This window comes from Mucilaginibacter psychrotolerans, assembly GCF_004519315.1.
In the GTDB taxonomy this organism is placed as follows: Bacteria; Bacteroidota; Bacteroidia; order Sphingobacteriales; family Sphingobacteriaceae; genus Mucilaginibacter; species Mucilaginibacter psychrotolerans.
In genome coordinates this window covers 24,914-47,040 of sequence record NZ_SOZE01000031.1, presented here as the reverse complement: position 1 = coordinate 47,040, position 22,127 = coordinate 24,914, and the positions used below count along the sequence as shown (strand labels likewise).

Below are 22,127 nucleotides of genomic sequence, written 5' to 3'. Positions count from 1 at the left end.
CCCTTTTTTACGGTTACTTAAATTTCAATTCTCAGGCCATCATAAGCCAGTCTGATGCCATTTGGTAGTTCCGCGTCAATATCCGCATGTTTGCCCAACCGATGGCTAATGTGGGTAAAGTAGGTTGTATCGGCACCAATATCCTGCGCAAAGGCTATCGCCTCCTCCAGCGTAAAATGCGAAATGTGTTTTTCTTTCTGCAGGGCGTTTACCACCAATATTTTGCTGCCGCGTATCTTTTCCCTTTCCGTTTCTGATATGGTTTTGGCATCGGTAATGTAAGTAAAATCGCCTATGCGGAAGCCCAGCACCGGCAGTTTGTAGTGCATCACCTCGATGGGGATGAGGTGGATGCTGCCGATATCGAAAGGCTGCAAACTAATGGTATGCAAGTCAATCTGAGGAATGCCGGGATAGCCTTTATCGTCGAATATATAAGGGAATTCGCGGCGTAGGGCCAATTGCACGCGTGCATCGGCATAAATATCTACGGGGCCCTGTTGCTTGTAATTGAAGGCGCGTATATCGTCCATGCCAGCTACATGGTCTTTATGCTCGTGGGTAAAAACAATGGCATCCAGGTGTTGTACGCCTGCACGCAGCATTTGGTACCTAAAATCAGGTCCGGAATCTATCACCACAGTTTTATCGCCGCTTTCTATCAGTATAGAAGTGCGCAGGCGTTTATCGTGCGCATCGGCAGAGGTGCACACTTCGCAGTCGCAGGCTATCACAGGCACACCCTGCGAGGTTCCGGTTCCTAAGAAAGTAATGGTCACAGCTGCAGGGTGGTTTGTTTTAATTGGTGCAAAAATGCGGCCTGCTTCTCATCAAGCAGGTGTTGGTCTATTTCAAGCGTGCGGGCCAGATCGGCTACAGCAGCTATCTTGCTCTCCAGATTGGCAAATTTGTTTACAACAATCATGCGGCTGTTTTGCAGCAGGCAGGCACCGGTTTTAAAGTTGCCTTTTTCGTACCGCACGCGGTAGCCGGCCGATTTTAGCAGCAGCTCCAGTTTTTCAAGCGTATGGTTGGTAGGCGTTAGCATGAAATTCAAAAATAGGATAATTACCCGTTAGAAATGTGTCGTGAACGTCCTTTTTCCATTTTTTTAGGGCGGTTAAAATTGGCTTATTAAATTTTTTTAAAAACTATTGATGCTTTTTACAAGTGAATCGCCCGGCGCTATTTTTAGTTTCGATTTATTTATATCTTGTACACGGATTTACTCCCTTAACCATTTAAGCCCTTTATTGATATATGACCCAAAAGCCTGAACGGTTCCTCTCGCTGGATGTATTCCGCGGGATGACCATTTGTTTTATGATTATCGTGAATACGCCCGGCAGCGGCGCGGCACCTTTTTCCCCGCTGGAGCATGCCTCCTGGTTCGGCTTTACGCCTACCGATCTGGTGTTCCCTTCCTTTCTTTTCGCTGTGGGTAACGCCATGAGTTTCACTTCAGCCAGGTTTGCGCAAATGGGTACCGGCGCGGTGCTCGGCAAGATATTTAAACGTACGGTTATTATTTTTCTGCTGGGATACCTCATGTACTGGTTCCCCTTTGTAGATCATACCGAGGCAGGTTGGGCGTTCAGGCCCATTAGCAATACCCGTATTATGGGCGTGCTGCAGCGTATTGCGCTTTGCTATATGTTCGCTTCGCTTATCGTGTATTTCATCAAATCGAAAAGGGCTGTTATCGTCATCAGCGTTGTTTTATTAGTGGGCTATCAGTTACTGTTGCTCGCCTTTGGCGACCCGGCTGCGCCCTACGGCATGCTGACCAACGCCGGTACCTACCTGGATAAATTCCTGCTCGGCGATAGCCACCTGTACCACGGCGAAGGCGTAGCTTTCGACCCGGAAGGCGTTCTGAGTACCCTGCCTGCCATCGTTAATGTGATTTGCGGTTACTACGCCGGCAAATTTATACAGGAAAAAGGCAAAAGCTACGAAACCATTTCGCAACTGATGCTTACCGGCGCATTGTTCCTGTTCATTGCCCTTTTCTGGAACATGAGTTTCCCGATAGGCAAAAAACTGTGGACAAGTCCATTCACCCTGCTTACCGTTGGTTTGGATTTGATAATCATATCCTCGCTGATCTATATTGTTGAAATACGCAGCTGGAACAAAGGCAACTGGACCTCGTTCTTCACTACCGTTGGTAAAAACCCGTTGCCGATCTATATCCTGTCGGAAATACTCATCATCGCATTTTGGATGGTGCCGATTGGGAAAGTAAGCTTCTTTGATTGGATAAACGCATCGGTTTACCAGGCAGTAGCACCCGGGGCCGTAGGCTCGCTGCTGTTTGCCATCAGTTATATGCTGATATGTTGGGTAGTTGGGAAGATATTGGATAAGCGGGGGATATATATTAGGGTGTAAATAGGTTGTCTGAACTCGAATTTTAAGAAATTTTTTGAATTGACATAATGCTTCGACCTCGCTGATGAAATTCTGTACTTTCTTTAAATTCCTTAAAACGGCGTAGCCATCTTGAGTACTATTTACAAAACAATTAAACACGAAAAATTCGAGTTCAGACATTTTCCGACTTCTTCATAATCTATAAACGATGAAAAAACTATTCATCCTCGTCATCGCCCTCGGCATGGCAATAAACGCCAACGCCCAGCAAACTCCCACCTATGCTGAGCGGCTGGGCTGGCCAAAGGGCGCACGCGTTATTATTCTGCATGTAGATGATGCGGGTATGTCGCACGATGCTAACGATGGAGTGTTTCAGGCAACGGGCCGGGGTGTGGCCAATTCGACCAGCATCATGATGCCCTGCCCATGGGTGCCCGAGTTTAAGGCCTACCTGGATAAACACCCCGACCTGGATGCCGGGCTGCACCTTACCCTTACCAGCGAGTGGGACAACTACCGCTGGGGGCCGCTGGCTGGTAAAACCAATGTGCCTGGACTGGTAGATAAACAAGGCGCGATGTATAAAGATGTGGCAGCAGTTTATTTTAGTGCCAAGCCCGAGGAGATAGATAAGGAGATACGCGCCCAGTACGATAGGGCCGTGGCCATGGACATTAAACCCACGCATTTCGATTCGCACATGGGTACGTTGTTTGCCAAGCCCGCTTTTCTGGAAAAATACATACAACTGGGCATTGAGAAGCAGATACCGGTGATGTTCCCCGGCGGGGAGGATTTGTTTTACCGTGCCGAAGCCAAAGCAGCCACCATTGCCGAATTGAAAAGGCAAGGCAAACACACCGAAGGCATGAATATCCCCGAGCCTGCAGCCCTGGGCAAGGCAAAGGAAGTAGGCGATATGCTTTGGAAAAACGGCCTGCCTGTGCTGGATGACCTGCACAACAGCAGTTACGACTGGCAGATGCCCGGAATTGAGCATGCTACGGACAAGCAGCTACAAAAATGGTACACCGACCATTACATCGAAAGCATAGGCCGACTATCTCCGGGCCTTACGATGGTGATTATGTTGTACCAATCCATCTGCAACGTTTAAATACATAACCGATACCGGCCAAAAACGCAAAGGCGACTTGCTGGCCATGCTTGACCCACGACTGAAAGCATTTTTGAAAGAGAAAGGATTTATATTAACTACCTGGCGGGAGGTGATGGAGCGGAGGACACGATTAAAGGACTAAAATTAGCCCCTGCGTCATTGCGAGGCACGAAGCAATCTCCCGATAAGCAGGTGCACCATGCAGAGCGGCTTGTCCAACGTAGAGATTGCTTCGTTCCTCGCAATGACGTTGATGATAGCTATACTCTGGCCCCCAACAACCACCTCCACGCCCAACGCGTAGCCGTATTAAAACCAACCCAGCTATTTACAAATTCGATAATATGCCCTAAACAGTTTTTAGTGAATTTGCTGCGGTAATTTTTGGTAGCTTCTTTAAAAACAGCATCGGCGTTGGGTATGCCAATGCGCTCGTAAATGGCTTTACGCACATACATGGTACGCACGAAGTAGATGTTCATCAATATTACGAAGCTATACAGCGTGCGTTTGACGTAGCCTGCCTTTTTGGTGTAGTTCTCCAATAAACCTTTCGTAAAATGGATATGGCGGCCTTCTTCGATGTTGTGCAGCTCGAATACCTTGCGTAGCACCACGTAAATTTCGGGTGCGCGGCGGGTGTGGTTGCCATACATATCGGTTATCAATTCCACCGCCAGGCTACCCATAAACAGGAAATCGGCAGGCAAATAATTGGTGCTGAACTTCCCGACGAAAGCATGCATTTTGGTAGGGGGCAGGGCTTGCCCTTTAAGCTGCGTGATGGTTTGCGCAAACATTTCCTGGTGGCGGTATTCTTCGATGATCTCGCGAATGAGGAAGCGGTGCTCAGGTCCGTTGGGCGGGAGGGTGAGCAGGTAGCGCGTCATGAACACGCAGAACAACGCTTCACCCCAGCCGTAGGAATATAAAACCTGTACGGCTTCGTGCCGGCCAAGGTCGGTTTTTTGTTGTTGGGTAAGGGTATCGTAAACGGCGAGGCCTTCTAAAGAAGTCAGGAATTCGGGCAGGTAAAGGTCTGTCGGCGAAGGTTCTTCCGCCCAGGGCACATAGGTTTCGGGCAGCAGCGGGCGATCCTTGCTAATCTTTACCAGCCTTTCTATTTCTTCGGGGCGCATATTGCTAAGATAACGGAAAAAATGGGGAGAGGGTTTGCTGGGGCTTATTAAACATTTAAACTGAGATAAGGCCTTTAGATGGTTAAACTTTATGCGTCGCGGTAGTACGTACCCGAAAACACACCCAAATACACCCAAATAAAATTAAACAAAAATAGCGATGGGTTTCTAAACCCATCGCTATTGTCTGAACTCGAATTTAACGAATTAAAGAATGTTCAGAATTAAAACAAAATCAATTGAACAGTATTGACTCCAATACCTACCTCAAATCCACAAACTCTGCACCGGGGTGGGCTTTCTTATCATACCCGAAAACAGCATCGGCTACGCCGGTAACCGGGGTAAACGTGGTTAAGGTATAGGTATAGCGGCTGCCATTTTTATCGAAAATCAGTGCGCTATACAGCTGGTTTTTTACCTTGTCTACCATCAAGCGCACTTTAAAAAAGCTGGCCTTTTCGTTTTCGGGGGTAAGGTCTATCACCTGGTAGGTTTTGCCGCTAGCTTTCTGCAAGCCTACATACACGTATTTATAGCCCTTCTCGTACATGGTGAATATTTTGGCCGGGTTGAAGCCTTCATCGCTGTTATCAGCATCGGCTGCCTGCACTTCATTGGCATCCTTAAGGTAGGTCCACTGGTTTTTACCATCGCTGATAATTTCCTGCGATACCGATTTGCCGGCGCCATAAATGATCAGCTTATACTTGTTTACTTTCGATTTAGCCAGCAGCGAACCGCTTTGCGTTTGCTTTACATTGGCCTGCACATTATCAACCAGCAAGGTGAAATCTGTTTTCACGGCATCGTAGCTGCGGTATTGCTTGCTCAGCTTGTTGAGGATAAGCTTAGCATCGTTATCTTTTTGGGCAAAGGCATTAGTGAAAAACAATGCAGTTGCGAATATTAAGAGGGTTAGTTTTTTCATTTCAAATAATATATAATACGAATTGAGTGACTACGAATTCTACGAATTAGAAGCTACGAATTTCACAAATCTAACGACGCGATTTTTTTATAATTGTTTTCTTTTAATTCGTGTAATCCGCCTCAATTAGAAAAATTCGTGGTCACTCAATTAGTGTTCACTCAAAAGAATAGACCGGGATTTTAGTTATTGGTTTAATCCTTTGGTTTTTGCAGGGTTTCCAGGTGGCGTTCCAGGCTGTATTCGTCGGGGTAAAGCACGTCGCGGGCTTTGCTGCCCTCAAACGGACCAACGATGCCTGCGGCCTCCAACTGATCAATAATACGGCCTGCACGGTTATAGCCCAGCTTCATTTTGCGCTGGATAAGCGATGTTGAACCTTGCTGGTGCAGAACGATCAACCGGGCAGCATCTTCAAACATCGGGTCGCGGGTTTCCGCGTCGTATTCTTTGGTACTGCTGCTGGCTTCGCCGTCGCCCACGTATTCGGGCAGCATCATGGCCGATGCATAGCCGCGCTGGTTGCCAATATAATCGGATATCCTTTCTACCTCGGGCGTATCTACGAACGCGCATTGCAGGCGTATGAGGTCGCTGCCAGTAGAGAGGAGCATATCGCCACGACCAATCAGCTGGTCGGCACCGCCGGCATCCAATATCGTGCGCGAATCTATCTTAGATAGCACCCTGAAAGCCAAACGGGCCGGGAAGTTGGCCTTGATGGTACCCGTAATAACGTTTACCGATGGGCGCTGCGTAGCAATAACCAGGTGGATACCCACCGCACGGGCAAGCTGCGCAATACGGGCTATAGGTTGCTCTACTTCTTTACCTGCGGTCATCATCAAATCGGCAAACTCATCAATCACCAGAACGATGAAGGGCAGGTAGCGGTGTTTCTCCGGGTCGCTTATTTTACGGTTTACGTATTTGTGGTTATACTCTTTTAGGTTACGCACCTGGGCATCTTTCAGCAGGTCGTAACGCTGATCCATCTCAATACAAAGCGAATTGAGCGTGTTTACCACCTTTTTGGTATCGGTGATGATGGCGTCGCCGTCATCGGGCAGTTTGGCTAAAAAGTGCCGCTCTATCTTGCGGAACAAAGTAAGCTCTACCTTTTTGGGGTCAACCAGTACAAATTTCAGTTCGGCGGGATGCTTTTTGTATAGCAACGATACCAGTATGGTATTGATACCTACCGATTTACCCTGGCCCGTAGCACCTGCAACCAGTAAGTGTGGCATCTTGGCCAAATCGGCAATGAATACTTCGTTGCTGATGGTTTTACCCATAGCTATAGGCAAATCCATGGTATTGTTCTGCCATTTCTCGGTAGCCAATATCGAGCGCATGGATACCATCTCCGGGTGCTGGTTGGGTACTTCGATACCTATGGTTCCCTTACCCGGCATGGGGGCAATAATACGGATGCCCAGCGCGGCAAGATTCAGGGCGATATCATCCTCCAGGTTCTTTATCTTGGAGATACGCACGCCCGGCGCCGGCACAATTTCGTAAAGCGTAACCGTTGGGCCAATGGTGGCTTTTATCTTATCTATTTCTATGTTATAGTGGTTCAGCGTTTCTACGATCTTGTTTTTGTTGGCCTCCAGTTCGTCGCTGTTTACGGGTATTTTGTTGTTGCCGTAATTCTCCAGCAAATCCAACGTGGGGTATTTATACGAAGCCAGCTCCAGGGTGTGGTCGTACGTTCCAAACTGGTCTACCAGCGATTTGGCTTTGTCATCGTCGCTTTCCTCTATCGACAGCACCGGGGTAGGGCGCACCACATCAATGGTTAGGGGTATTTCGTCGTCTTCCTCGGGTTCGGTTGGGGTATAGGGCTCCGGCGTTAGTACTAAAGGTTCGTGTATTACGGTGTTTTGCACCAGCGGCACCTGCCGCAATTTCTCTGTTTGCGTTTCAGTTTTGGAGAGTGTTTCGTTTATGGTTGGCCTGGCGCGGTTTCCCTTAGGCCATTCTACCGGCAACGAAACATCTTCGTCCACCAGGTCTATGTTGTCAGCATCAGCATCTTCATCGGCGGCGGCAACCGGCATGGCAACGCGTTCTTTACGGGCGGGCAACTTAAAATCGATATTGTAAGCAATAACCAGCACGGCCAGTCCGGCAAAAACCAACACGCAGCCTGTACCCGCCGACCCAATCTGAACGCCGAGTAAACGGTTGCTCCAGTAGCCGAACTCACCTTCCAGAAAGTGTGGGTAGTCTGCCACCATGGCGTGTATAAAGCCAATGGTAACGGAGATAAATATGATGCCGAAAAGGCTATAAGCCAACATTTTGCTGATGGAGAAAAGCTTTATTTTGAACACCAGCCGGAAGCCTATCACAAAAAAAATGAACACGAAAATAAACGAAGCCACGCCGAACCAATGGTATATAAATTGGTTGGCCAGCAGCGCGCCAAAAACACCCAACCAGTTTTCTATAGGGTTGGTAATGCCGCTTTCGATGAGTTCTTTTGGCGATTTGAACAGGTTGGCCCAGCCACCGTTTGCCGGTGCTACCCAGCTTTGGTCTTGCTGCCAGCTGAACATGTACGAGGTAAAGGCGATAAGGAAAAACGCCGAAAGCACTAAAAAGAATAGTCCGGTGATTTTGAGTAGCCGCCCATCGCGCAGGTTGAATATGGGCAGTCGCTCCACCTGTTGTTTTATTGGTTTCTGCCTTTCGGTTCTTGCGCCCGGCTTGCGTGGTGCATCATCATCCTTAAAGCTATTAGTCCTGAACTGGTTTCCTTTTACTGGCATCCTGCTATCTCCGCACGTTTAGTTGCAAATATAAAGTTATCATATTTGTCCCGTTATCCCCTATGAAAACGATAAAAGGGAAAAAAACGGGGAAAAATTTAATTAACTTTACACTTCAAGATTTATGAAAATTATCGACTACAAAGAGCCGAAGCTTTACAAAGATAAAGATAATAAAAAATGGTTCATCCTTTATTCAGTTAAATTCGAGGGGGATGAAAAATGGTTACCACTTAAAGAATACGGTAAGGGTTACTATCCTTTCACCTCCCGAAATAAAATAGCTGACCTGCAAGAAAGGGAATTTCAGTTCAGGAAAGTCAGGGAAGCGGTTCTTAATCACCTCAAAGAGGGAAAAAGTATTAAGTACCCTGAAACAATAAAAAGCGTAAACGAGGCGAAAATAAAGGAATCTAAGAAGACTGCCTTTGACGAGAATTTCACCCTGTTCCTGCGGTTGAAGGGATACGATAACCCGATACCAAAAAAGGAACGTTCGGCAGAACAATTCAAGGTTTTCTACAAGAACCAGTTCAAACCATTTTTGCAGAAGAAGGGTATGGTGAATGACCTAACAAAAGTAAGCAAGGGTGATATTTTGGAATTTATGAATGCCTACTATCTGAGCACCGACCCAAACATTAAATGGAGTAACACAACTTGGACATTGAAGAAGGCTTTACTAAGTAGTTTTTTCCAGACCTTAGTTGATGAAGACATCTTAACAGAGAACCCGGTAAAGAAGGTTAAAAGCAAGCCTAAAGAAGCAACTGAACGCTTTAAAGTATTCAGTAAAGAAGAACGGGATTTACTATTTGCGCATCTGGACAAATGCGAATATCCTTTTTTGGCTGCCGCCGCCAGAGTCATTTATTATAGCTATATCAGAGAAACAGAATTGACCCGACTCAAAGTTAGTGACTTTGATTTGGATAAGCGTACTATCAGGATTGAAGCCAACAATGCGAAAGGTCAGAAAGATAAATTGGTGAAATGGGTTAAAATGACACCTCAGTTAACCGATGCGGTGCGCAGCTACCTATCGCACTTTGACCATCAACCAGACTGGTACATTTTCGGTAAAAAGATGAAGCCTTCTGCTTTCCGTCCGTCGACTTACTGGTTGGTTTTGTTTCGCCGTGAACTTACTGCTTTGAAAGCCGAACATCCTAAGTTGTTCACCGAAGAAGGGCAAAGTTTATACGCTCTGAAACATTCCGGGGTAACCGACTTCTGGTACAGTAACATTGGAAAATATAATGCCACTACACTGTTGGGTATTATCCAAAAGCAGTGTCGGCACGAAACAATGGAAATGACCCAACGGTACTTAAAAAAGTTGGAAATCAATATTGAAGCCTTCGATGAATTTGTTTTTGATTAGCGATTCAACGCACGTAATTCAGCTAAACGGCACATCTCAGCAATTTCATCATCTTGAAGTTGCTTTTTTGTTTTACGGGGTTCGCCCGGTTTACGCTTGTAAAGTAAACCAGTTTGTACGGCGTGAACTTCGTTCACCTTTGTTGCCACATCTTTAACGCTTGAAGCCATACCTGCAAGCTGTTTGATTTCATTCGTAATATCCAACTGCTCTTTGGTAACGATAACGTGAACGTCCGGGTTGAAGGCTTTGGTTAATTCTTCAATCCTTTTCTTTTCCTTTAAATAAGGGTTATACCACGCCAAAAATTGTTTAAGTTCTTCTTTATCCGCTATCATTACAGGTATTTTTTAGTCTTACTTATAAATCCAGTTACCGTGTCTTTTTTATAGGTTTCTTCAAAGGTTTTATTCAAGAAGGTATCTAAATAGATATGGGTTTCCCCTGCCGATTCGTGCCGGGTTGACTGGTAAACAAACCTTCTTTGTGTTCCGTCTTTGCGTATCGTACCGGGTATTGGTTTAGGTATTGTTGCGTTGCGCTGCCTGATGGTTTTTTTGTATAGAAATGCAGCTTGTGCAAGTTCTTCGGGTTTTAGTTTACTTACTGCTTCTGATATGTTTTTCATAGGTTCTTTTTTATGGTGAATAACCCCCCGGCAGTTTACACCGGGGGCTTAATGATGTTGTTAAAGTGTTAGAGTAATTCTTGAATTTTCATTTTCGCTTCTGCTAAAGCATTTTCATAGTGGCTAAATAAAATAGTATTGCCTTCACTATTTTTAACTGATTCCCCCAAAATCAATCCCGGCTGCTGATTGTTGATGTAACCAATAAATCCCATTTCTGATAGGTTTTCATCGAAAAGTTTATCAATGGTAATCCAGTAATTAATGTCGTTGTGTAGAAATTCGTGTGTCATATAAGATAGTTTAAAGCCCGGCTACATTACCGGGGTTGTTTCCTTGTTGTTTACGTTCCAATGCACGCTACTAAAACTAAATTTAGTTTTAACACCCCCATTTAAAACTATAAAGACACGGAGGTAATCCCCGTGTCTTTTTTTAGCCCCCTTTGTTTCGGTGGTAAAACTTGCCCGTGATGGGCTTTTGTTTAATCGGATGCTATTGCTTGCTGAATCTCAATTCCCTTACGGGCGATAGTTCAACTTTAGGCTTACCGATAAGCCCCGCCAACCCGGTTGGGTATCACTCTCACATATCCATCAATCACAATACAAATGTACCTAATAATTATGATATTTGCAAATATTTATCAAAATATAACGTAAAATACGGATATATATCTCATATTATTGCCATTTTGATAGTAAAACTAAATTTAGTTTTTGTTTTTGGGTTGTATCAAATAGTTGAAAAATTTTCAGAAACACTCACCTATAACTTTAAAATGCCGTCCCCGGCTAATGGACTTAACATCAGCAATCAAAAATTTATTTGCCTCTACCTGTTGACAAATGGACGTTTATGTACTATATTTACTATATATAAATTATTAATAATCAGTTAGTTAACATTTATTTTTAAAAAAAATCGATAATTTTTAAAAATGAGAGTATTTATAAATATACGGGGGATGTCACAGGTTAAGCACCATTTAATCATTGTTTAACGCTTAACCTGCCCCCTTACCCTTTTGACAGAGGGATTAAAACAATGGTAAGGGTAAAGATTAAACAATGATAACAACACTTAACGTGTACGATAATTTACGTACACCAAAAATTTCAAACACTACAACCATTGAACAATGGTTTGAACTGATTAAGCAATCAGCTTATTCACCACTAATTGAGAGCGCAAGACCTTTCGGTAAAAAGCACCCGGTTTACGAAGCTAATAAAACTTTAATCCCGGCAATCACTTACAACTTCACATTCCATACCAATAAAGAAAATGCCAACATCACCGGGGCTACTGGTTTACTGTATATTGATGTTGATGATACTACATACGATATCACTTTACTGGATACCTCAAAAGTTTTTGCCTACTACAAGTCATTTGGGGGCTTAGGTTACTCTGTTTTGGTAAAGGTAGACGGTTTATCCTTGGATAATTATAATTCAACCTACGCTGCTGTATTAGCTGATTTAGGTTTGAGTAAGTTTTATGATAAAGGGGCAAAGAAAGCTACACAGTTTAATGTTTTAAGCTATGACCCTAACATTTATATTAACTATGATTCTTTTGTTTTTACTGCCATTGAAACAGATAGTAAACTTGATATTAAAAATTCCCCCCCTTCTTTAATAATTAAAGAAAAGAAGACATATATAGATAGAGTGGGGGGAATAATTAATTCTAATACCCCATTACGTTTCAATAACTTGAATGAAATTGAATTTGAAGGTAACTATACTTTCAATTGGGATGGTTGGGCTTACGTTAATGCTTGGTTACCGTACAAAAAAATACAGTCAGGTAAACGGAATCCCACGTTATTGAGTTTCCTGAATAATTACGTTTGGTTGAATCCCCAACTTACCCAAAAAGGTGCGATAACCGTTTTGAACTGGATAAACCAAACCAAATGCGAAGAACCCCTTAATCAGTCAGAAATTGAAGGGATAGTTAAAAGCATTTTTAACTACAAGGCAGAAGGTACTCTGAAACCTAAATACAATTGGAAGACCCGTAAAATCTTGTTTGCTAATCAGACAGGTTTAAGCCGGGAACAAAAGTTAGCTATTTGCCGGGAACTATTAGCTGAAAAGAACCAGAACAATAGTTTACAAAAGTTGAACGGTATAATTGCCGGGTGGGATTTTGATAAGTACGGTAAGATAGGACAAGCCGTAATTTACAAAAACTTTCGGATAAGTAAAAAAACAGTTGAAAAGTACTGGTCAGAGTTTAAAGACGAAGTTAAACAGCTTAATGATAACTGGAAGAATCCCCCGGTAAGTTCAAAAAAAGATGCACCAGTGTTACGCATTGCCGAAGATAATACGCAGCCTGATACCGCCGACCGGGAACTGTTAATCACTAACCCCGAACGTTACAGACGTGGTACTCAATTGCTGTCGTTTATGGAAAGGGTTGAACTTGAAGCCCGGTTAGCTTATTTATTAAACACCGGGTACACTGGTGAAGTACAACTTGAAGCTGACGATACCTTATTTGTGTTTAACTTACAACAGGATGTTAAGTTTGTTGGTTTTGGTGAAAGCGTAGCAGCCTAAGCTATATCACTTAACAGCAATGAGGGCGAAATATCAAGGGCTTTAGCGATAGCGTAAACGACACTGATAGATGGATTGCTTTTCTTAGTTTCGAGCCGGGCAATCACCGTATATTCAATTCCTATCAGGTCAGCAAGGGTTTCCATACTTACCCCCTTATCCGTACGGTATTTACGTACGTTCCGGGAAACTATTTCAATAGCTTCTGGTGAGATGAAATGTTTTGCCATAGGAGCAAAGCAAAAAATAAAAAACTTTACAAGGTATGGCTTAAAAGCCATACCTTTGCGGTTTAACATTAAACCTTAATCAAATGTCAGAACAAGAAAAGCCAAAAGAAAAAACCAGTTGGGGGTGCTTAGGAATGATAGCATTGTTTTTCGTGCTATGCTATTATTTTTATAATGCCTCAGATAAAAACCTCACCCGCATCCGTGAAGAGCAACACTCCGCCAGAGCCAATGACGGTACGCCGTATGGCAAAAAGAAATGCCCGTGGTGCGGTGGAATCGGCAGGGTTGGATATGCCGGAGATTCAAAAGCGCAGGTGGAGCGTACGGGTATGGGCTTGGGTAATTATTGTACTACTTGTGTTGGTACAGGTTACGTTGATGATAAAAAATAATGAAAAGGTACGTTTTTATTTTAGCGTTGGCTGTACTGGTCACTATTAGTTCAGCTTGTAAGAAGTCAGATGAAGTTAACCCTGATTCAACACGTGAAGACCTTAGCATCACCTCCACCAATGTGTTAGGTTCAAAAAATAAAACCAATGTTGACACCACTTACGTAACCATCATCAGCAACAAAGAATTGAAGCCTGACCATTTCGTTAATAGGTACTGGTACATTGCGGGGTACGTGATGGATAACTACACGTATCAACTGGCGAAGGATGGTAACAAGAAAAGGGTGGATTTCAAATTTACATCTTCAACTTGGCTGACCACTACGGTTACCAACCCATTAACGTATGAATGGGTAAATTACGATGGTACAATTCAGACCTTGAAATTGGGTAAATAGGTAAGCTTAATGCCCCCGGCGGTATGCCCCTAAGATTAATTTCTTAGGGGCTTTTTTATGCCTAAAATTTATTTTCATTTTTTTTCACTTTTTGGGGCGTTTAAATTTTGAGCGTGTATTTATAAGTATATGGATGCACAAGAAACAAAATGTTTTTTCTTCTACGGTAGTTACTTTATCAGTAACCCGGCAGCAGACGAATACTGGATGGTGGATTTGCCTAACCACAAACTAAGGGCAATAGATAAAGACTGCTACGCAATCGTAGAATCATTAAACGAATTAAAAAAAGAATGTAAAGAAATATGAACGAATACGAAAAATCAGAATTAGAAGGTAGGGCATTTTTTGAAGTACTATACCCTAACTACGTCAAAGATTTCAGTAAGGATAAGTACAGTTGGTGGGACGTATCTGGTTATACGGTTAGCAATGAGATTGCCGATGTACCATATGTGGCTGAATTGAAGAAACGAGGCTTTGAACACGATTACCACCCTACGGTGATGTTACAAGTTGACAAGTACGAAAATCTAAAAAATTATACTCTACAGAGCGGGATAAAAACGTTCTATGTTTGCTTCTATAGCGACCGTACACTGGTATTCAACATCGATAAGATTGACCCAATGAAGGTAGTTAAGGAATCAAAGATGCTGCCTGTTAACACTGCCGAAGATAACGGCTATAAGCTTAAAGAAGTAATGTACCTGCCGATAACAGATGCCAAAATATTAAGCCGGGGTTATAAAACATTGAAGAAATAATGAGCATCATAACAACATCATTAATTATTGCACTATCAGTAGTTTTCTTATTTGAGTTACCAGTGTACCATAACATATTATCAGACTTGAAACAAACAGGTAAGAAGCCTTTGGATTGCATCTTTTGCTTTTCGTTTTGGACATCATTGATAGTGCTGCTTTGCAGTATGTCAGCCGGGTTAATACCCATAATCTTTTTAACACCTATCATAACGGTGTTAACCAAACGCATATTAGATGCGTTACCAATTTCATTATAACATTGACTAATCAACAACTAAAGAACCAGATACTAACGGACTTCTACCAGACCGGGCGCATTGACGGTTATTACTTCGGAAAGAAAAGCACAAGCAAGTTAAATCCAATTAGGGAATTCATTAAAAACTGCCTTTACAAAACGTTTATGCTGCAAAGTGTGGGCGTACAGGATAATGACTTTATCAGCGATTGCTACCAGACCGCCTTTCTGGAACTGGCAGCTATGGATGCTGAGAAATTCATTGAAATCTATAACAAGTCAGCAATAAAAGGCAGCAGATTGATAGGCTGTACCCTACGCATAATCGTTCTTAAATGTTTCTCAAAAGACCGTAGGAACAATAACCCGAACCACTCACTGGTAAGTAAGTTAGGCTTCGGCAGCGTATTCAACGCCGGGAACTACCAGATACTGCCGATGGAGGTAAACGATGAAGATTCAGATGAACCATCATTAATACTTTTTGATGAAGAAACGGAATCTGATTTTGAAAGAGAGTACGGTTTCACCCCCGAAGAATTAATAGGTCTGCTATCACCAGAAGCCAAATTCACCTTCTACAAGCAATTGGAAAAGCAGAAGCCGGGCGCACCATCAAAAGAGCGCAAATCCGAAAAACAGGAACTAAGTGAAGCAATCCGGGGGATTAAAGAAAACCTGCAAAAATTGAAAGGGTTTACGAATGACTGAACAAGAACTATACGCTAAGTTGAAGCCTCTGGAACCCTTGTTTATCCAGTACGCAAACAACAAGACCGGGGTTGTTAGCGCAACTGCTAATGCCCTGATTAAAGAGGTGTACCCAACGGTTCAGGAGATGGCTTTAGGGGCGTTACCACGGCATTATAAAAGCAGTTGCGGTAGTTGTGTTCGTAACGTAATGGACGTGCTTGTAAGCCTTTATTTCAGGCTGAAAGAGCAAGCGGGGGATGACACAAATGACCAATAAAACTTATACATTAATCTTCAATCTGGTAAGTAGTCAAACAGTATCACTAATAGCTAAGTACCCGGATGACGAAGATTTAATTAACGATTGGTACGCAGACCTGATAGTTGAGTTAGAAGACGACCATAAAGCATTCAGCACTTATTTGAGCAAGCTAATTAACCTCTTAGAAAGTAAGTATGAAGATTACGAAAAGTGCGGGGTGCTTCTAAAAATTAAGAAGAAAATTAAATGAACCAGACAGATTTAAAACAAACCATTGAAGACAGCCTACAAGAAATTAGTGAAGTAATCAATATGGTACAGATGTTACCTAAGCAAGCTAAACAGCTATATGAAGCGATGAATAAAATTCATTCGGGGGTGATAGAATATCTTAATCAAGACTAAAACATAATACAGAGAGTATAGACCCTAATGTCAGGTTCTTTAAATTAAAAGTTATGTCAGATAAGGTAAAATCAATTCAAACAGCTTTAGGTAAACTATTCAGTGATTACTTCAACAGTAAACAATTTGAAGAAGACTTAAAATTTGTGCCGCCGAAGACAAAGGAACGGCTGATTAAAAAAGCTAAGCTGTTCCCCGGTCAGCGATAAAACCGGGGTTGTAATAATATTTTTGATTAAGCCCTGACAGAAATGTTAGGGCTTATTATTTTATTGAACTCAATGATTCAATATCAGCTACACTAAGGCGTTGAATGAATGATTCTTCTAAAATTGCAAGCGAATAATTAGATTCATCCCTCTTAAATTCCAATTGGCTGTACCCGACAATTCCCCTATTTGAGCAAATTTCGTTTAATTGATTTTTAAATTCCGTCTCTCTAAAATTGTGTATCCTAAATTCCATAACGCAAGTTACTTAATCAGCCTTAAAATCAAAGCATACTATTTCGCAAATAGGGCTAACACCTTTCCAGTCATCTTTGTAAATACTGGTATCAACCCCTATATTGAACTCATAGTTCAAACCAGTTTCTTTAATGAACTTCTGAACCTTATTTGGTACTGACAAACCGTAAGGATTATAGCCCTTGTTCTGTTCCCGTAAGTCCATAAAGAATTCAGCCCCCGAATATTTGAAAGGTGTAGATTGTTGAGGTAAGATAAAGCAACCGTAATCGGCAATCTTCGATGCTATCTCAATGGTTATTAAATCGAATTCAGCACCCTTGTATTTTAGTTCGTCTTGTACAGCTTTGTCAATCCCTGTCTTGATTTTACCAAACGGGGGGTTACTTATTGCTTGGTCAAAGTGACCTAAATCTTTATACTTAAAGATGCTGTCGTTAATCCAGTTAGCTTCTGGTAAAAGCTTCTTACCTATCTCATAATAGATAGGGTTGAGTTCTACACAAGTGATGTCAGTACATCCCTGATAATGGTATGCGCAAAATGATAGCATACCGATACCAGCACATAAATCTATAGTCTTAGCCTTACGATAAATGTTTAATGAAAAGTCATTAGCTAATTCGTGTGGGGTAAAAAATGCACCTGCTTCACTGTTCAATGATGTAGCGGATTCATTCCACTTTTCGTAAACTATTACCTTTTCCTCAAAGGTAAGGACCTCTTTTTTTAATAATTCAACTGCAATGTTGTGTTCTTTTATTTCTGTCTTACTAAGTTTTGCCATTTATCTCTTTTAGATAAATAGTCTCCACCATCACATAATTCCCTTTACATAAATCTTAACTGGTAGGGGTGTATCTCTTATTCTGCCCTCGCACATACTATTTATCTAAAATAGAAGAAAGATAGAGATGTTTGAAAAGGGCAGAGAGAAGACCGGGGGACGTAAGCCCGGCGTTAAGAACAAAACCACCGAAGAAATTCGTCAGGCAATACAGTTAGTACTATCCGATAAGGTAGATGTGTTAGCCGAAGACCTGCAAGCAATGTCTGAGTTTAAGCAATGGCAAATCCTGAACGCTGTTGCCCGTTATGTGTTACCCGCATTGAGTAAGGCAGAAGATAAGGTTGAACATTCTGGCGAAGTCAATATTGTTGTAACGTACGAAGATACCCCGACCGGGGATAATGGCGAAAAAGACCCCTTTTAAGCCAAACCAATAATCTCTTATTATGGTGGATAGTGCCTTGAAACACTGGAAACGCATAAAGGGATAAAATTACAGGGAAAAAATCCTTTGAACGTTCAAATTAAGCTGCCGAAACCGCACCCCGGTCAGCAGAAAGTACTTGACAGCACCGCCCGGTTCAGGGTGCTTTGCTGCGGTCGGCGTTGGGGTAAGTCCCTAATTAGTCAGGTCATCAGTATTCAGGGGATGTTAGCTAAGAAGCACATAGCTTACGTGACACCGACCTATGCACTAAGTAAGGTCTTCTTTAAAGACATTTTAAAGGTGCTGCCAGTGCAGTTAATCAGGTCAGCTAACAAGACTGACTTAGTGATTGAACTTATTACAGGTGGTACGCTATCTTTCCTTACTGGCGAACGTCTGGATAGTTTCCGGGGGCGTAAGTTCCACTGTATTATTCTGGATGAAGCAGCGTACATACCAGACCTTGAACAGGCTTGGTTAAACTCAATCCGTCCCTGCCTTACAGACTATGAAGGTGATGCCCTGTTCATCAGTACGCCACGTGGTAAGAACTACTTCTACAGCCTTTATTTAAAGGGCTTAGACCCGTTGCAAACGGAGTGGGAATCATTCCATTTTAGCACCTACGATAACCCGCACATCAAAGCATCCGAGATTGATGCTGCTAAAGGTTCATTGCCTTGGTCAGCCTTTCAGCAAGAATACCTTGCTATAGCATCGGCTAACAGCAACAGTGTAGTAGGCTTAGATTACATTGAGGCTAACACCATTAAGGAGTTATCAAGTAAGCCCCCGGTATGTATAGGTATTGATGTTGCAAAATACAGTGACTATACCGTCATCTGCTCTCTGGATGAAGACGGTAATATGTGTCATCCGTTTGAGCGGTTCCAGAGAGACAATGAGTACACGAAGCAGCGTATCAAATCACTACCTGCATCAGTAATCAAGGTCATTGATGGTACGCACGGCAGCGTAGGTGATAGCATATATGAAGCCCTTATCCGGGATGGTGTAAGCAATCTTAGGTCATTTGAATTCACGGCAGCTACTAAGCCTAAACTGATTACTGAGATGATACTGGACATCGAGCAAGGCAAGCTAAAGTTCAACGAGATTACAGCTACTGAACTATCAATCTTTGAATACTCATACACCAGTACCGGGTACATCAAGTACGGTAATGCCCCCGGCGGTCACGATGATTGCGTTATAGCACTGGCGTTAGCAAACAGATATAAAAAACAAATCCCCACCAATTTCTTAGCGGGGTTTATTTTCGGTAGATAAGGTGTTAAAATAACTAACTGTATTTGTAACCACTTACTGATTATTCGTCGTCACGGTTATCCTGAACAGATTCAAGTCGATTGTTTAAGAAGTCAACAAATTCGTCCGACTTCATCCTAAGTTCAGGAATAAATGCGGATTTTTCGCCGTTGATAAAGCCAAAAAAAGCAATAGGCGAAAAATCTAAATGCGGTTCCGCCCTTACTGTTAAGCCTTTATCTTCATTGGGTAAGCCAATATTGGTGATAAATACGTCTTCTGGTTCATCTTTCTTGGTGAAGGTTGCTATCAACGTGTTAGGGCTGTTCTCGGTGAATTCAATATCGTAGTTAGCGTTGGTGAATTCATTCTTTAATAGTTCTGCAAACAGTTCTGGATTGCGGCAAAAGTCTTCGTTTTTGGTAGTACTCATAATTTTATAGTATTAATTTCTGCAAAGGTATGGTATCAAATACAGACCGTAAAAATCAGTGGGCTTTTAATTAAAAGTAAGTCAGCCATACTATTTATTGTATGAAGTTGATAGATAAATTACCGACCAGTTACGACCAGATAAACTACAAAACCTACGTTCAGATTCTGCAAACCATCCCCGCAGAAAAGCCGGATGAATGGGATGATGACGAATACAAATCATACCTGAATCTGGCACCGCTATCAATCCTGTTGGATGTGCCTGTTATCGATTTAGAGCGTTTACCTGCTACTGAATTGATGCCGATGCTTCAACGTGTGCAGTTTATGGCAGGCCCTATTAAAAACGCTAAAACAAGCCTGTCTTTAAAAGCTATGGATGAACTCACGTACGATGAATTTGTGACGTATCAATCGCTTAAAGTAGATGCGTGGGCGAATATGCCCCGGATACTTAAAATGATTGTTAAGGATAAGACCGCCGAAGAAATTGACCAGTTAAGCATATCAGAGGTGTATGCCGTTTTTTTTACGCTGAGCAAATCAACAAAGAGATTTACGACATTATTAATTCGCTCTTTGGCGTTGAAGATGGTGAAGCAGACCCTGATGATGCTTTGGCGCAAAGTGAAACTGATGCTGACGAACCTGTTTCTGGTTCGATAATCCAGAGCATTAGGCAAGGCATTGAAGACCGCTTTAAAAAACGTTGGGGCTTCTTAGACCTTGGAATTCAAGTAGCAAAGGAAACAATGACCCCATACTTTCAACTGGTAAATGAACCTGCAATCGCAGTACTCACACTGGCAGGTTACTTAAAGGATAAGGTTGAACTAATCGAAACCCGTAATTCAAAAGGATAAACTAAGCTTTTTATGGCAGCACAAAACATACGCAGCGCATCGGCAGCAGCCCGTGCTAATGCCCTTTCACAACTTGATAGCTTGGGTTCAAGCCGTTCGGAGTTTACCACCGAAGCGGTATTCAGTGCATTAGAAAAGGATGCTGCAAACTTTATAGAAAGAGTACACGAGAACATTAATTCAGCCGGGATTGCAAACACTGGCGGTATCAGTGATATACGTATGGTGGTTAGTGATACCGGAATAGATATTGTGGGTAAACCTTACCTTATCTATCAGGATAAAGGTGTGTCCGGGGTTGAGCGTACCAGACCTGATACCCCTTTCAAATATTCAGATAAGAAGCCCCCGGCTTCTGCCTTCATTGAAATGATTAAGCGCAAAAACCTGAACCTACGTAAAGAAGAATTTTATGACCACAACTCAGGTTCACCGCATTCAGATGTTGATGGTGACGAAGCAGCTATCAAAAGCCTGAGTTATGCAATGCGGGAATCTATCTACAAAGAAGGTTTCCCGGCGAAGAACCTATTCAGCAAAGAAGTACCTAAACTGGTTGCCGATGTTACTAAATCTGTATCTGACTTCGCTACCGATTTCATTATATCATCAATCAGGGATGGATACGGCAATAACATCGGCAAGGTGGGTTTAAAAAAATAAGCCCCTTCAATGGGGGCTTATAACAAATAGGTCAACCTTAACTTAACTTTTCTTTTTGGGAATAAGTTGCGCCCTTACCTTCATTACTGGCGTAGGTACAAATTCTGGTTTCTTTTGTGTTTGGGCTGAGGATGTAATATCATTCGGTTTGTCAGCCGCCTTTGGTTTGTCGTTATTATCTGCCATATTATTTACGTTCATAAGGTATTTGGTCACTTCTTTCCCTCCTAATATCAGACGGTACGAAAACCGGGGGAGGTGGAGGAGGTGTTTGTGGTTGCTGTGGTTGCTGTGGTTGCTGCGGTGGTGTTGAATTTTCTTCTGGCATATTAAGTAAGTTTTGCTATACAATATAAAATAAACATTATGATACTCGATATATAGGAAATAAGGATTGCAAGTTTAGCTCGATGAAAGGCTTCTGCCCTCAAATCATTAACCGCCAAATTTTCATCGTTAGCATCGGTGTACCATTTGATGATGCAGTTTGTAAATTCATTTTCGATTAGAATTTTTCTCTTTTCTTCATCTGCTTCATCACTGTGAAGTTCCTTGATTTTTCCGTAATCACTTAGAACATCTGACGAACTTGGAAAAGAACAGTAAAACCTTTTCAACCCGAAATATACCCGACTAAGAAAATACATAGTCACGATAGTTGAAATGGTAGATAACAATACCAAAATTGGTCTTATTGTGCATAGCCAACTCGGTAAGCTATTTTCAGCCACTATGAAGTATGTACCTGTAACAATAAATGCGATAAGTGAAACGGGTAATGATATTACATCATCGTAATACCTCTTACGCTCCAATTCGTATTCATATTTTTCTTTAAGAACGTCGACTATATTTTGCATTATAAATTTAGCTAAAGTTACTTAA

At 42.4% G+C, this 22,127-nt stretch carries 29 protein-coding genes; 16 read left to right on the top strand and 13 right to left on the bottom strand.

The annotated features are described in order from the left end of the window. Positions 1-17: 17 nt before the first annotated feature. Both E2R66_RS22340 and E2R66_RS22335 read right to left on the bottom strand, forming a co-directional pair. The gene (locus tag E2R66_RS22340) at positions 18-779 is read right to left on the bottom strand and encodes an MBL fold metallo-hydrolase (protein WP_133234912.1); all 762 of its coding nucleotides are present in this window, start codon (positions 777-779) and stop codon (positions 18-20) included. Beyond that, positions 776-1,048, bottom strand: coding sequence for a hypothetical protein (locus tag E2R66_RS22335; RefSeq protein WP_133234914.1), 273 nt, complete (start codon positions 1,046-1,048; stop codon positions 776-778). The genes E2R66_RS22340 and E2R66_RS22335 overlap by 4 nt, the downstream gene beginning before the upstream one ends. 212 nt (positions 1,049-1,260) lie before the next feature. Here E2R66_RS22335 and E2R66_RS22330 point away from each other — a divergent pair, with 212 nt between their 5' ends. Then, positions 1,261-2,394, top strand: coding sequence for an acyltransferase family protein (locus E2R66_RS22330; RefSeq protein WP_133234916.1), 1,134 nt, complete (start codon positions 1,261-1,263; stop codon positions 2,392-2,394). A 190-nt stretch (positions 2,395-2,584) separates the two neighbouring features. Beyond that, positions 2,585-3,496 (top strand): polysaccharide deacetylase family protein, encoded by a 912-nt coding sequence (locus E2R66_RS22325; protein ID WP_204985977.1) that lies wholly within the window; start codon positions 2,585-2,587, stop codon positions 3,494-3,496. A gap of 263 nt (positions 3,497-3,759) precedes the next feature. On the opposite strand, the gene E2R66_RS22320 is transcribed toward E2R66_RS22325, so the two are convergent. The 3 genes from E2R66_RS22320 to E2R66_RS22310 all read right to left on the bottom strand — a co-directional run bounded on the left by E2R66_RS22320 (position 3,760) and on the right by E2R66_RS22310 (position 8,346). Then, complete coding sequence (locus E2R66_RS22320; RefSeq protein WP_133234918.1) at positions 3,760-4,638, bottom strand: diiron oxygenase; 879 nt, start codon at positions 4,636-4,638, stop codon at positions 3,760-3,762. Between the two features lie 262 nt (positions 4,639-4,900). Next, positions 4,901-5,569 (bottom strand): LolA family protein, encoded by a 669-nt coding sequence (locus tag E2R66_RS22315; protein WP_133234920.1) that lies wholly within the window; start codon positions 5,567-5,569, stop codon positions 4,901-4,903. Between the two features lie 194 nt (positions 5,570-5,763). Next, complete coding sequence (locus E2R66_RS22310) at positions 5,764-8,346, bottom strand: FtsK/SpoIIIE family DNA translocase (protein ID WP_133234922.1); 2,583 nt, start codon at positions 8,344-8,346, stop codon at positions 5,764-5,766. Positions 8,347-8,470: 124 nt separating this feature from the next. Here E2R66_RS22310 and E2R66_RS22305 point away from each other — a divergent pair, with 124 nt between their 5' ends. Next, positions 8,471-9,730, top strand: coding sequence for a tyrosine-type recombinase/integrase (locus E2R66_RS22305; RefSeq protein WP_133234924.1), 1,260 nt, complete (start codon positions 8,471-8,473; stop codon positions 9,728-9,730). Here E2R66_RS22305 and E2R66_RS22300 read toward each other — a convergent pair. From E2R66_RS22300 to E2R66_RS22290, 3 genes are all read right to left on the bottom strand, one after another. Next, complete coding sequence (locus tag E2R66_RS22300; RefSeq protein WP_133234926.1) at positions 9,727-10,068, bottom strand: hypothetical protein; 342 nt, start codon at positions 10,066-10,068, stop codon at positions 9,727-9,729. The two genes, E2R66_RS22305 and E2R66_RS22300, sit on opposite strands and share 4 nt — an antisense overlap. Next, positions 10,068-10,358, bottom strand: coding sequence for a hypothetical protein (locus E2R66_RS22295; RefSeq protein WP_133234928.1), 291 nt, complete (start codon positions 10,356-10,358; stop codon positions 10,068-10,070). Before E2R66_RS22295 ends, E2R66_RS22300 begins: the two co-directional genes overlap by 1 nt. A 68-nt stretch (positions 10,359-10,426) precedes the next feature. After that, entirely contained in the window at positions 10,427-10,651 is a 225-nt protein-coding gene (locus E2R66_RS22290) for a hypothetical protein (protein ID WP_133234930.1), read from the bottom strand. Between the two features lie 777 nt (positions 10,652-11,428). On the opposite strand from E2R66_RS22290, the gene E2R66_RS22285 reads away from it, so the two are divergent. Then, on the top strand, positions 11,429-12,934 hold the full coding sequence (locus E2R66_RS22285) for a BT4734/BF3469 family protein (RefSeq protein WP_133234932.1): 1,506 nt from the start codon (positions 11,429-11,431) through the stop codon (positions 12,932-12,934). Here the strand turns inward: E2R66_RS22285 and E2R66_RS22280 are convergent. After that, complete coding sequence (locus tag E2R66_RS22280) at positions 12,931-13,215, bottom strand: helix-turn-helix domain-containing protein (RefSeq protein WP_158288484.1); 285 nt, start codon at positions 13,213-13,215, stop codon at positions 12,931-12,933. The two genes, E2R66_RS22285 and E2R66_RS22280, sit on opposite strands and share 4 nt — an antisense overlap. A gap of 32 nt (positions 13,216-13,247) precedes the next feature. Here E2R66_RS22280 and E2R66_RS22275 point away from each other — a divergent pair, with 32 nt between their 5' ends. From E2R66_RS22275 to E2R66_RS28500, 8 genes are all read left to right on the top strand, one after another. Continuing rightward, a complete protein-coding gene (locus E2R66_RS22275; RefSeq protein WP_133234936.1) occupies positions 13,248-13,559 on the top strand; it encodes a hypothetical protein in 312 nt (103 codons plus the stop codon). Continuing rightward, positions 13,559-13,960, top strand: coding sequence for a hypothetical protein (locus E2R66_RS22270; protein WP_133234938.1), 402 nt, complete (start codon positions 13,559-13,561; stop codon positions 13,958-13,960). The genes E2R66_RS22275 and E2R66_RS22270 overlap by 1 nt, the downstream gene beginning before the upstream one ends. Before the next feature lie 129 nt (positions 13,961-14,089). Then, a complete protein-coding gene (locus tag E2R66_RS22265) occupies positions 14,090-14,269 on the top strand; it encodes a hypothetical protein (RefSeq protein WP_133234940.1) in 180 nt (59 codons plus the stop codon). Beyond that, entirely contained in the window at positions 14,266-14,727 is a 462-nt protein-coding gene (locus E2R66_RS22260) for a hypothetical protein (RefSeq protein WP_133234942.1), read from the top strand. The genes E2R66_RS22265 and E2R66_RS22260 overlap by 4 nt, the downstream gene beginning before the upstream one ends. 262 nt (positions 14,728-14,989) lie before the next feature. Further along, the gene (locus tag E2R66_RS22255; RefSeq protein ID WP_133234944.1) at positions 14,990-15,679 is read left to right on the top strand and encodes a hypothetical protein; all 690 of its coding nucleotides are present in this window, start codon (positions 14,990-14,992) and stop codon (positions 15,677-15,679) included. Beyond that, complete coding sequence (locus E2R66_RS22250; protein ID WP_133234946.1) at positions 15,672-15,938, top strand: hypothetical protein; 267 nt, start codon at positions 15,672-15,674, stop codon at positions 15,936-15,938. Before E2R66_RS22255 ends, E2R66_RS22250 begins: the two co-directional genes overlap by 8 nt. Before the next feature lie 231 nt (positions 15,939-16,169). Next, positions 16,170-16,328 carry a hypothetical protein gene (locus E2R66_RS28505; protein ID WP_158288483.1) on the top strand — a complete coding sequence of 53 codons (159 nt, stop codon included), beginning with the start codon at positions 16,170-16,172 and terminating at the stop codon, positions 16,326-16,328. Between the two features lie 53 nt (positions 16,329-16,381). Beyond that, complete coding sequence (locus E2R66_RS28500) at positions 16,382-16,537, top strand: hypothetical protein (protein WP_158288482.1); 156 nt, start codon at positions 16,382-16,384, stop codon at positions 16,535-16,537. Positions 16,538-16,805: 268 nt separating this feature from the next. Here the strand turns inward: E2R66_RS28500 and E2R66_RS22245 are convergent, their stop codons facing one another. Next, complete coding sequence (locus E2R66_RS22245) at positions 16,806-17,582, bottom strand: class I SAM-dependent methyltransferase (RefSeq protein WP_133234948.1); 777 nt, start codon at positions 17,580-17,582, stop codon at positions 16,806-16,808. A gap of 127 nt (positions 17,583-17,709) precedes the next feature. On the opposite strand from E2R66_RS22245, the gene E2R66_RS22240 reads away from it, so the two are divergent. Both E2R66_RS22240 and E2R66_RS22235 read left to right on the top strand, forming a co-directional pair. Continuing rightward, positions 17,710-18,009, top strand: coding sequence for a hypothetical protein (locus E2R66_RS22240; RefSeq protein WP_133234950.1), 300 nt, complete (start codon positions 17,710-17,712; stop codon positions 18,007-18,009). Between the two features lie 87 nt (positions 18,010-18,096). Beyond that, the gene (locus E2R66_RS22235; protein WP_133234952.1) at positions 18,097-19,302 is read left to right on the top strand and encodes a terminase large subunit domain-containing protein; all 1,206 of its coding nucleotides are present in this window, start codon (positions 18,097-18,099) and stop codon (positions 19,300-19,302) included. Between the two features lie 40 nt (positions 19,303-19,342). Here E2R66_RS22235 and E2R66_RS22230 read toward each other — a convergent pair whose 3' ends face one another. After that, complete coding sequence (locus E2R66_RS22230) at positions 19,343-19,714, bottom strand: hypothetical protein (protein ID WP_133234954.1); 372 nt, start codon at positions 19,712-19,714, stop codon at positions 19,343-19,345. A gap of 101 nt (positions 19,715-19,815) precedes the next feature. On the opposite strand from E2R66_RS22230, the gene E2R66_RS22225 reads away from it, so the two are divergent. Beyond that, on the top strand, positions 19,816-20,382 hold the full coding sequence (locus tag E2R66_RS22225; RefSeq protein ID WP_133234956.1) for a hypothetical protein: 567 nt from the start codon (positions 19,816-19,818) through the stop codon (positions 20,380-20,382). Positions 20,383-20,591: 209 nt separating this feature from the next. Further along, positions 20,592-21,242, top strand: coding sequence for a hypothetical protein (locus E2R66_RS22220; RefSeq protein WP_133234958.1), 651 nt, complete (start codon positions 20,592-20,594; stop codon positions 21,240-21,242). A 42-nt stretch (positions 21,243-21,284) separates the two neighbouring features. On the opposite strand, the gene E2R66_RS28495 is transcribed toward E2R66_RS22220, so the two are convergent. Beyond that, a complete protein-coding gene (locus E2R66_RS28495; protein WP_158288481.1) occupies positions 21,285-21,458 on the bottom strand; it encodes a hypothetical protein in 174 nt (57 codons plus the stop codon). A gap of 113 nt (positions 21,459-21,571) precedes the next feature. After that, positions 21,572-22,102 carry a hypothetical protein gene (locus E2R66_RS22215; protein WP_133234960.1) on the bottom strand — a complete coding sequence of 177 codons (531 nt, stop codon included), beginning with the start codon at positions 22,100-22,102 and terminating at the stop codon, positions 21,572-21,574. Between the last annotated feature and the right edge of the window lie 25 nt (positions 22,103-22,127).

Coding starts and splice junctions, on each gene's coding strand:
- E2R66_RS22335 (WP_133234914.1), bottom strand. CDS start 1,048: ATGCTAACGCCTACCAACCATACGCTTGAAAAACTGGAGCTGCTGCTA.
- E2R66_RS22330 (WP_133234916.1), top strand. CDS start 1,261: ATGACCCAAAAGCCTGAACGGTTCCTCTCGCTGGATGTATTCCGCGGG.
- E2R66_RS22325 (WP_204985977.1), top strand. CDS start 2,585: ATGAAAAAACTATTCATCCTCGTCATCGCCCTCGGCATGGCAATAAAC.
- E2R66_RS22320 (WP_133234918.1), bottom strand. CDS start 4,638: ATGCGCCCCGAAGAAATAGAAAGGCTGGTAAAGATTAGCAAGGATCGC.
- E2R66_RS22315 (WP_133234920.1), bottom strand. CDS start 5,569: ATGAAAAAACTAACCCTCTTAATATTCGCAACTGCATTGTTTTTCACT.
- E2R66_RS22310 (WP_133234922.1), bottom strand. CDS start 8,346: ATGCCAGTAAAAGGAAACCAGTTCAGGACTAATAGCTTTAAGGATGAT.
- E2R66_RS22305 (WP_133234924.1), top strand. CDS start 8,471: ATGAAAATTATCGACTACAAAGAGCCGAAGCTTTACAAAGATAAAGAT.
- E2R66_RS22300 (WP_133234926.1), bottom strand. CDS start 10,068: ATGATAGCGGATAAAGAAGAACTTAAACAATTTTTGGCGTGGTATAAC.
- E2R66_RS22295 (WP_133234928.1), bottom strand. CDS start 10,358: ATGAAAAACATATCAGAAGCAGTAAGTAAACTAAAACCCGAAGAACTT.
- E2R66_RS22290 (WP_133234930.1), bottom strand. CDS start 10,651: ATGACACACGAATTTCTACACAACGACATTAATTACTGGATTACCATT.
- E2R66_RS22285 (WP_133234932.1), top strand. CDS start 11,429: ATGATAACAACACTTAACGTGTACGATAATTTACGTACACCAAAAATT.
- E2R66_RS22280 (WP_158288484.1), bottom strand. CDS start 13,215: ATGGCTTTTAAGCCATACCTTGTAAAGTTTTTTATTTTTTGCTTTGCT.
- E2R66_RS22275 (WP_133234936.1), top strand. CDS start 13,248: ATGTCAGAACAAGAAAAGCCAAAAGAAAAAACCAGTTGGGGGTGCTTA.
- E2R66_RS22270 (WP_133234938.1), top strand. CDS start 13,559: ATGAAAAGGTACGTTTTTATTTTAGCGTTGGCTGTACTGGTCACTATT.
- E2R66_RS22265 (WP_133234940.1), top strand. CDS start 14,090: ATGGATGCACAAGAAACAAAATGTTTTTTCTTCTACGGTAGTTACTTT.
- E2R66_RS22260 (WP_133234942.1), top strand. CDS start 14,266: ATGAACGAATACGAAAAATCAGAATTAGAAGGTAGGGCATTTTTTGAA.
- E2R66_RS22250 (WP_133234946.1), top strand. CDS start 15,672: ATGACTGAACAAGAACTATACGCTAAGTTGAAGCCTCTGGAACCCTTG.
- E2R66_RS28505 (WP_158288483.1), top strand. CDS start 16,170: ATGAACCAGACAGATTTAAAACAAACCATTGAAGACAGCCTACAAGAA.
- E2R66_RS28500 (WP_158288482.1), top strand. CDS start 16,382: ATGTCAGATAAGGTAAAATCAATTCAAACAGCTTTAGGTAAACTATTC.
- E2R66_RS22245 (WP_133234948.1), bottom strand. CDS start 17,582: ATGGCAAAACTTAGTAAGACAGAAATAAAAGAACACAACATTGCAGTT.
- E2R66_RS22240 (WP_133234950.1), top strand. CDS start 17,710: ATGTTTGAAAAGGGCAGAGAGAAGACCGGGGGACGTAAGCCCGGCGTT.
- E2R66_RS22230 (WP_133234954.1), bottom strand. CDS start 19,714: ATGAGTACTACCAAAAACGAAGACTTTTGCCGCAATCCAGAACTGTTT.
- E2R66_RS22225 (WP_133234956.1), top strand. CDS start 19,816: ATGAAGTTGATAGATAAATTACCGACCAGTTACGACCAGATAAACTAC.
- E2R66_RS22220 (WP_133234958.1), top strand. CDS start 20,592: ATGGCAGCACAAAACATACGCAGCGCATCGGCAGCAGCCCGTGCTAAT.
- E2R66_RS22215 (WP_133234960.1), bottom strand. CDS start 22,102: ATGCAAAATATAGTCGACGTTCTTAAAGAAAAATATGAATACGAATTG.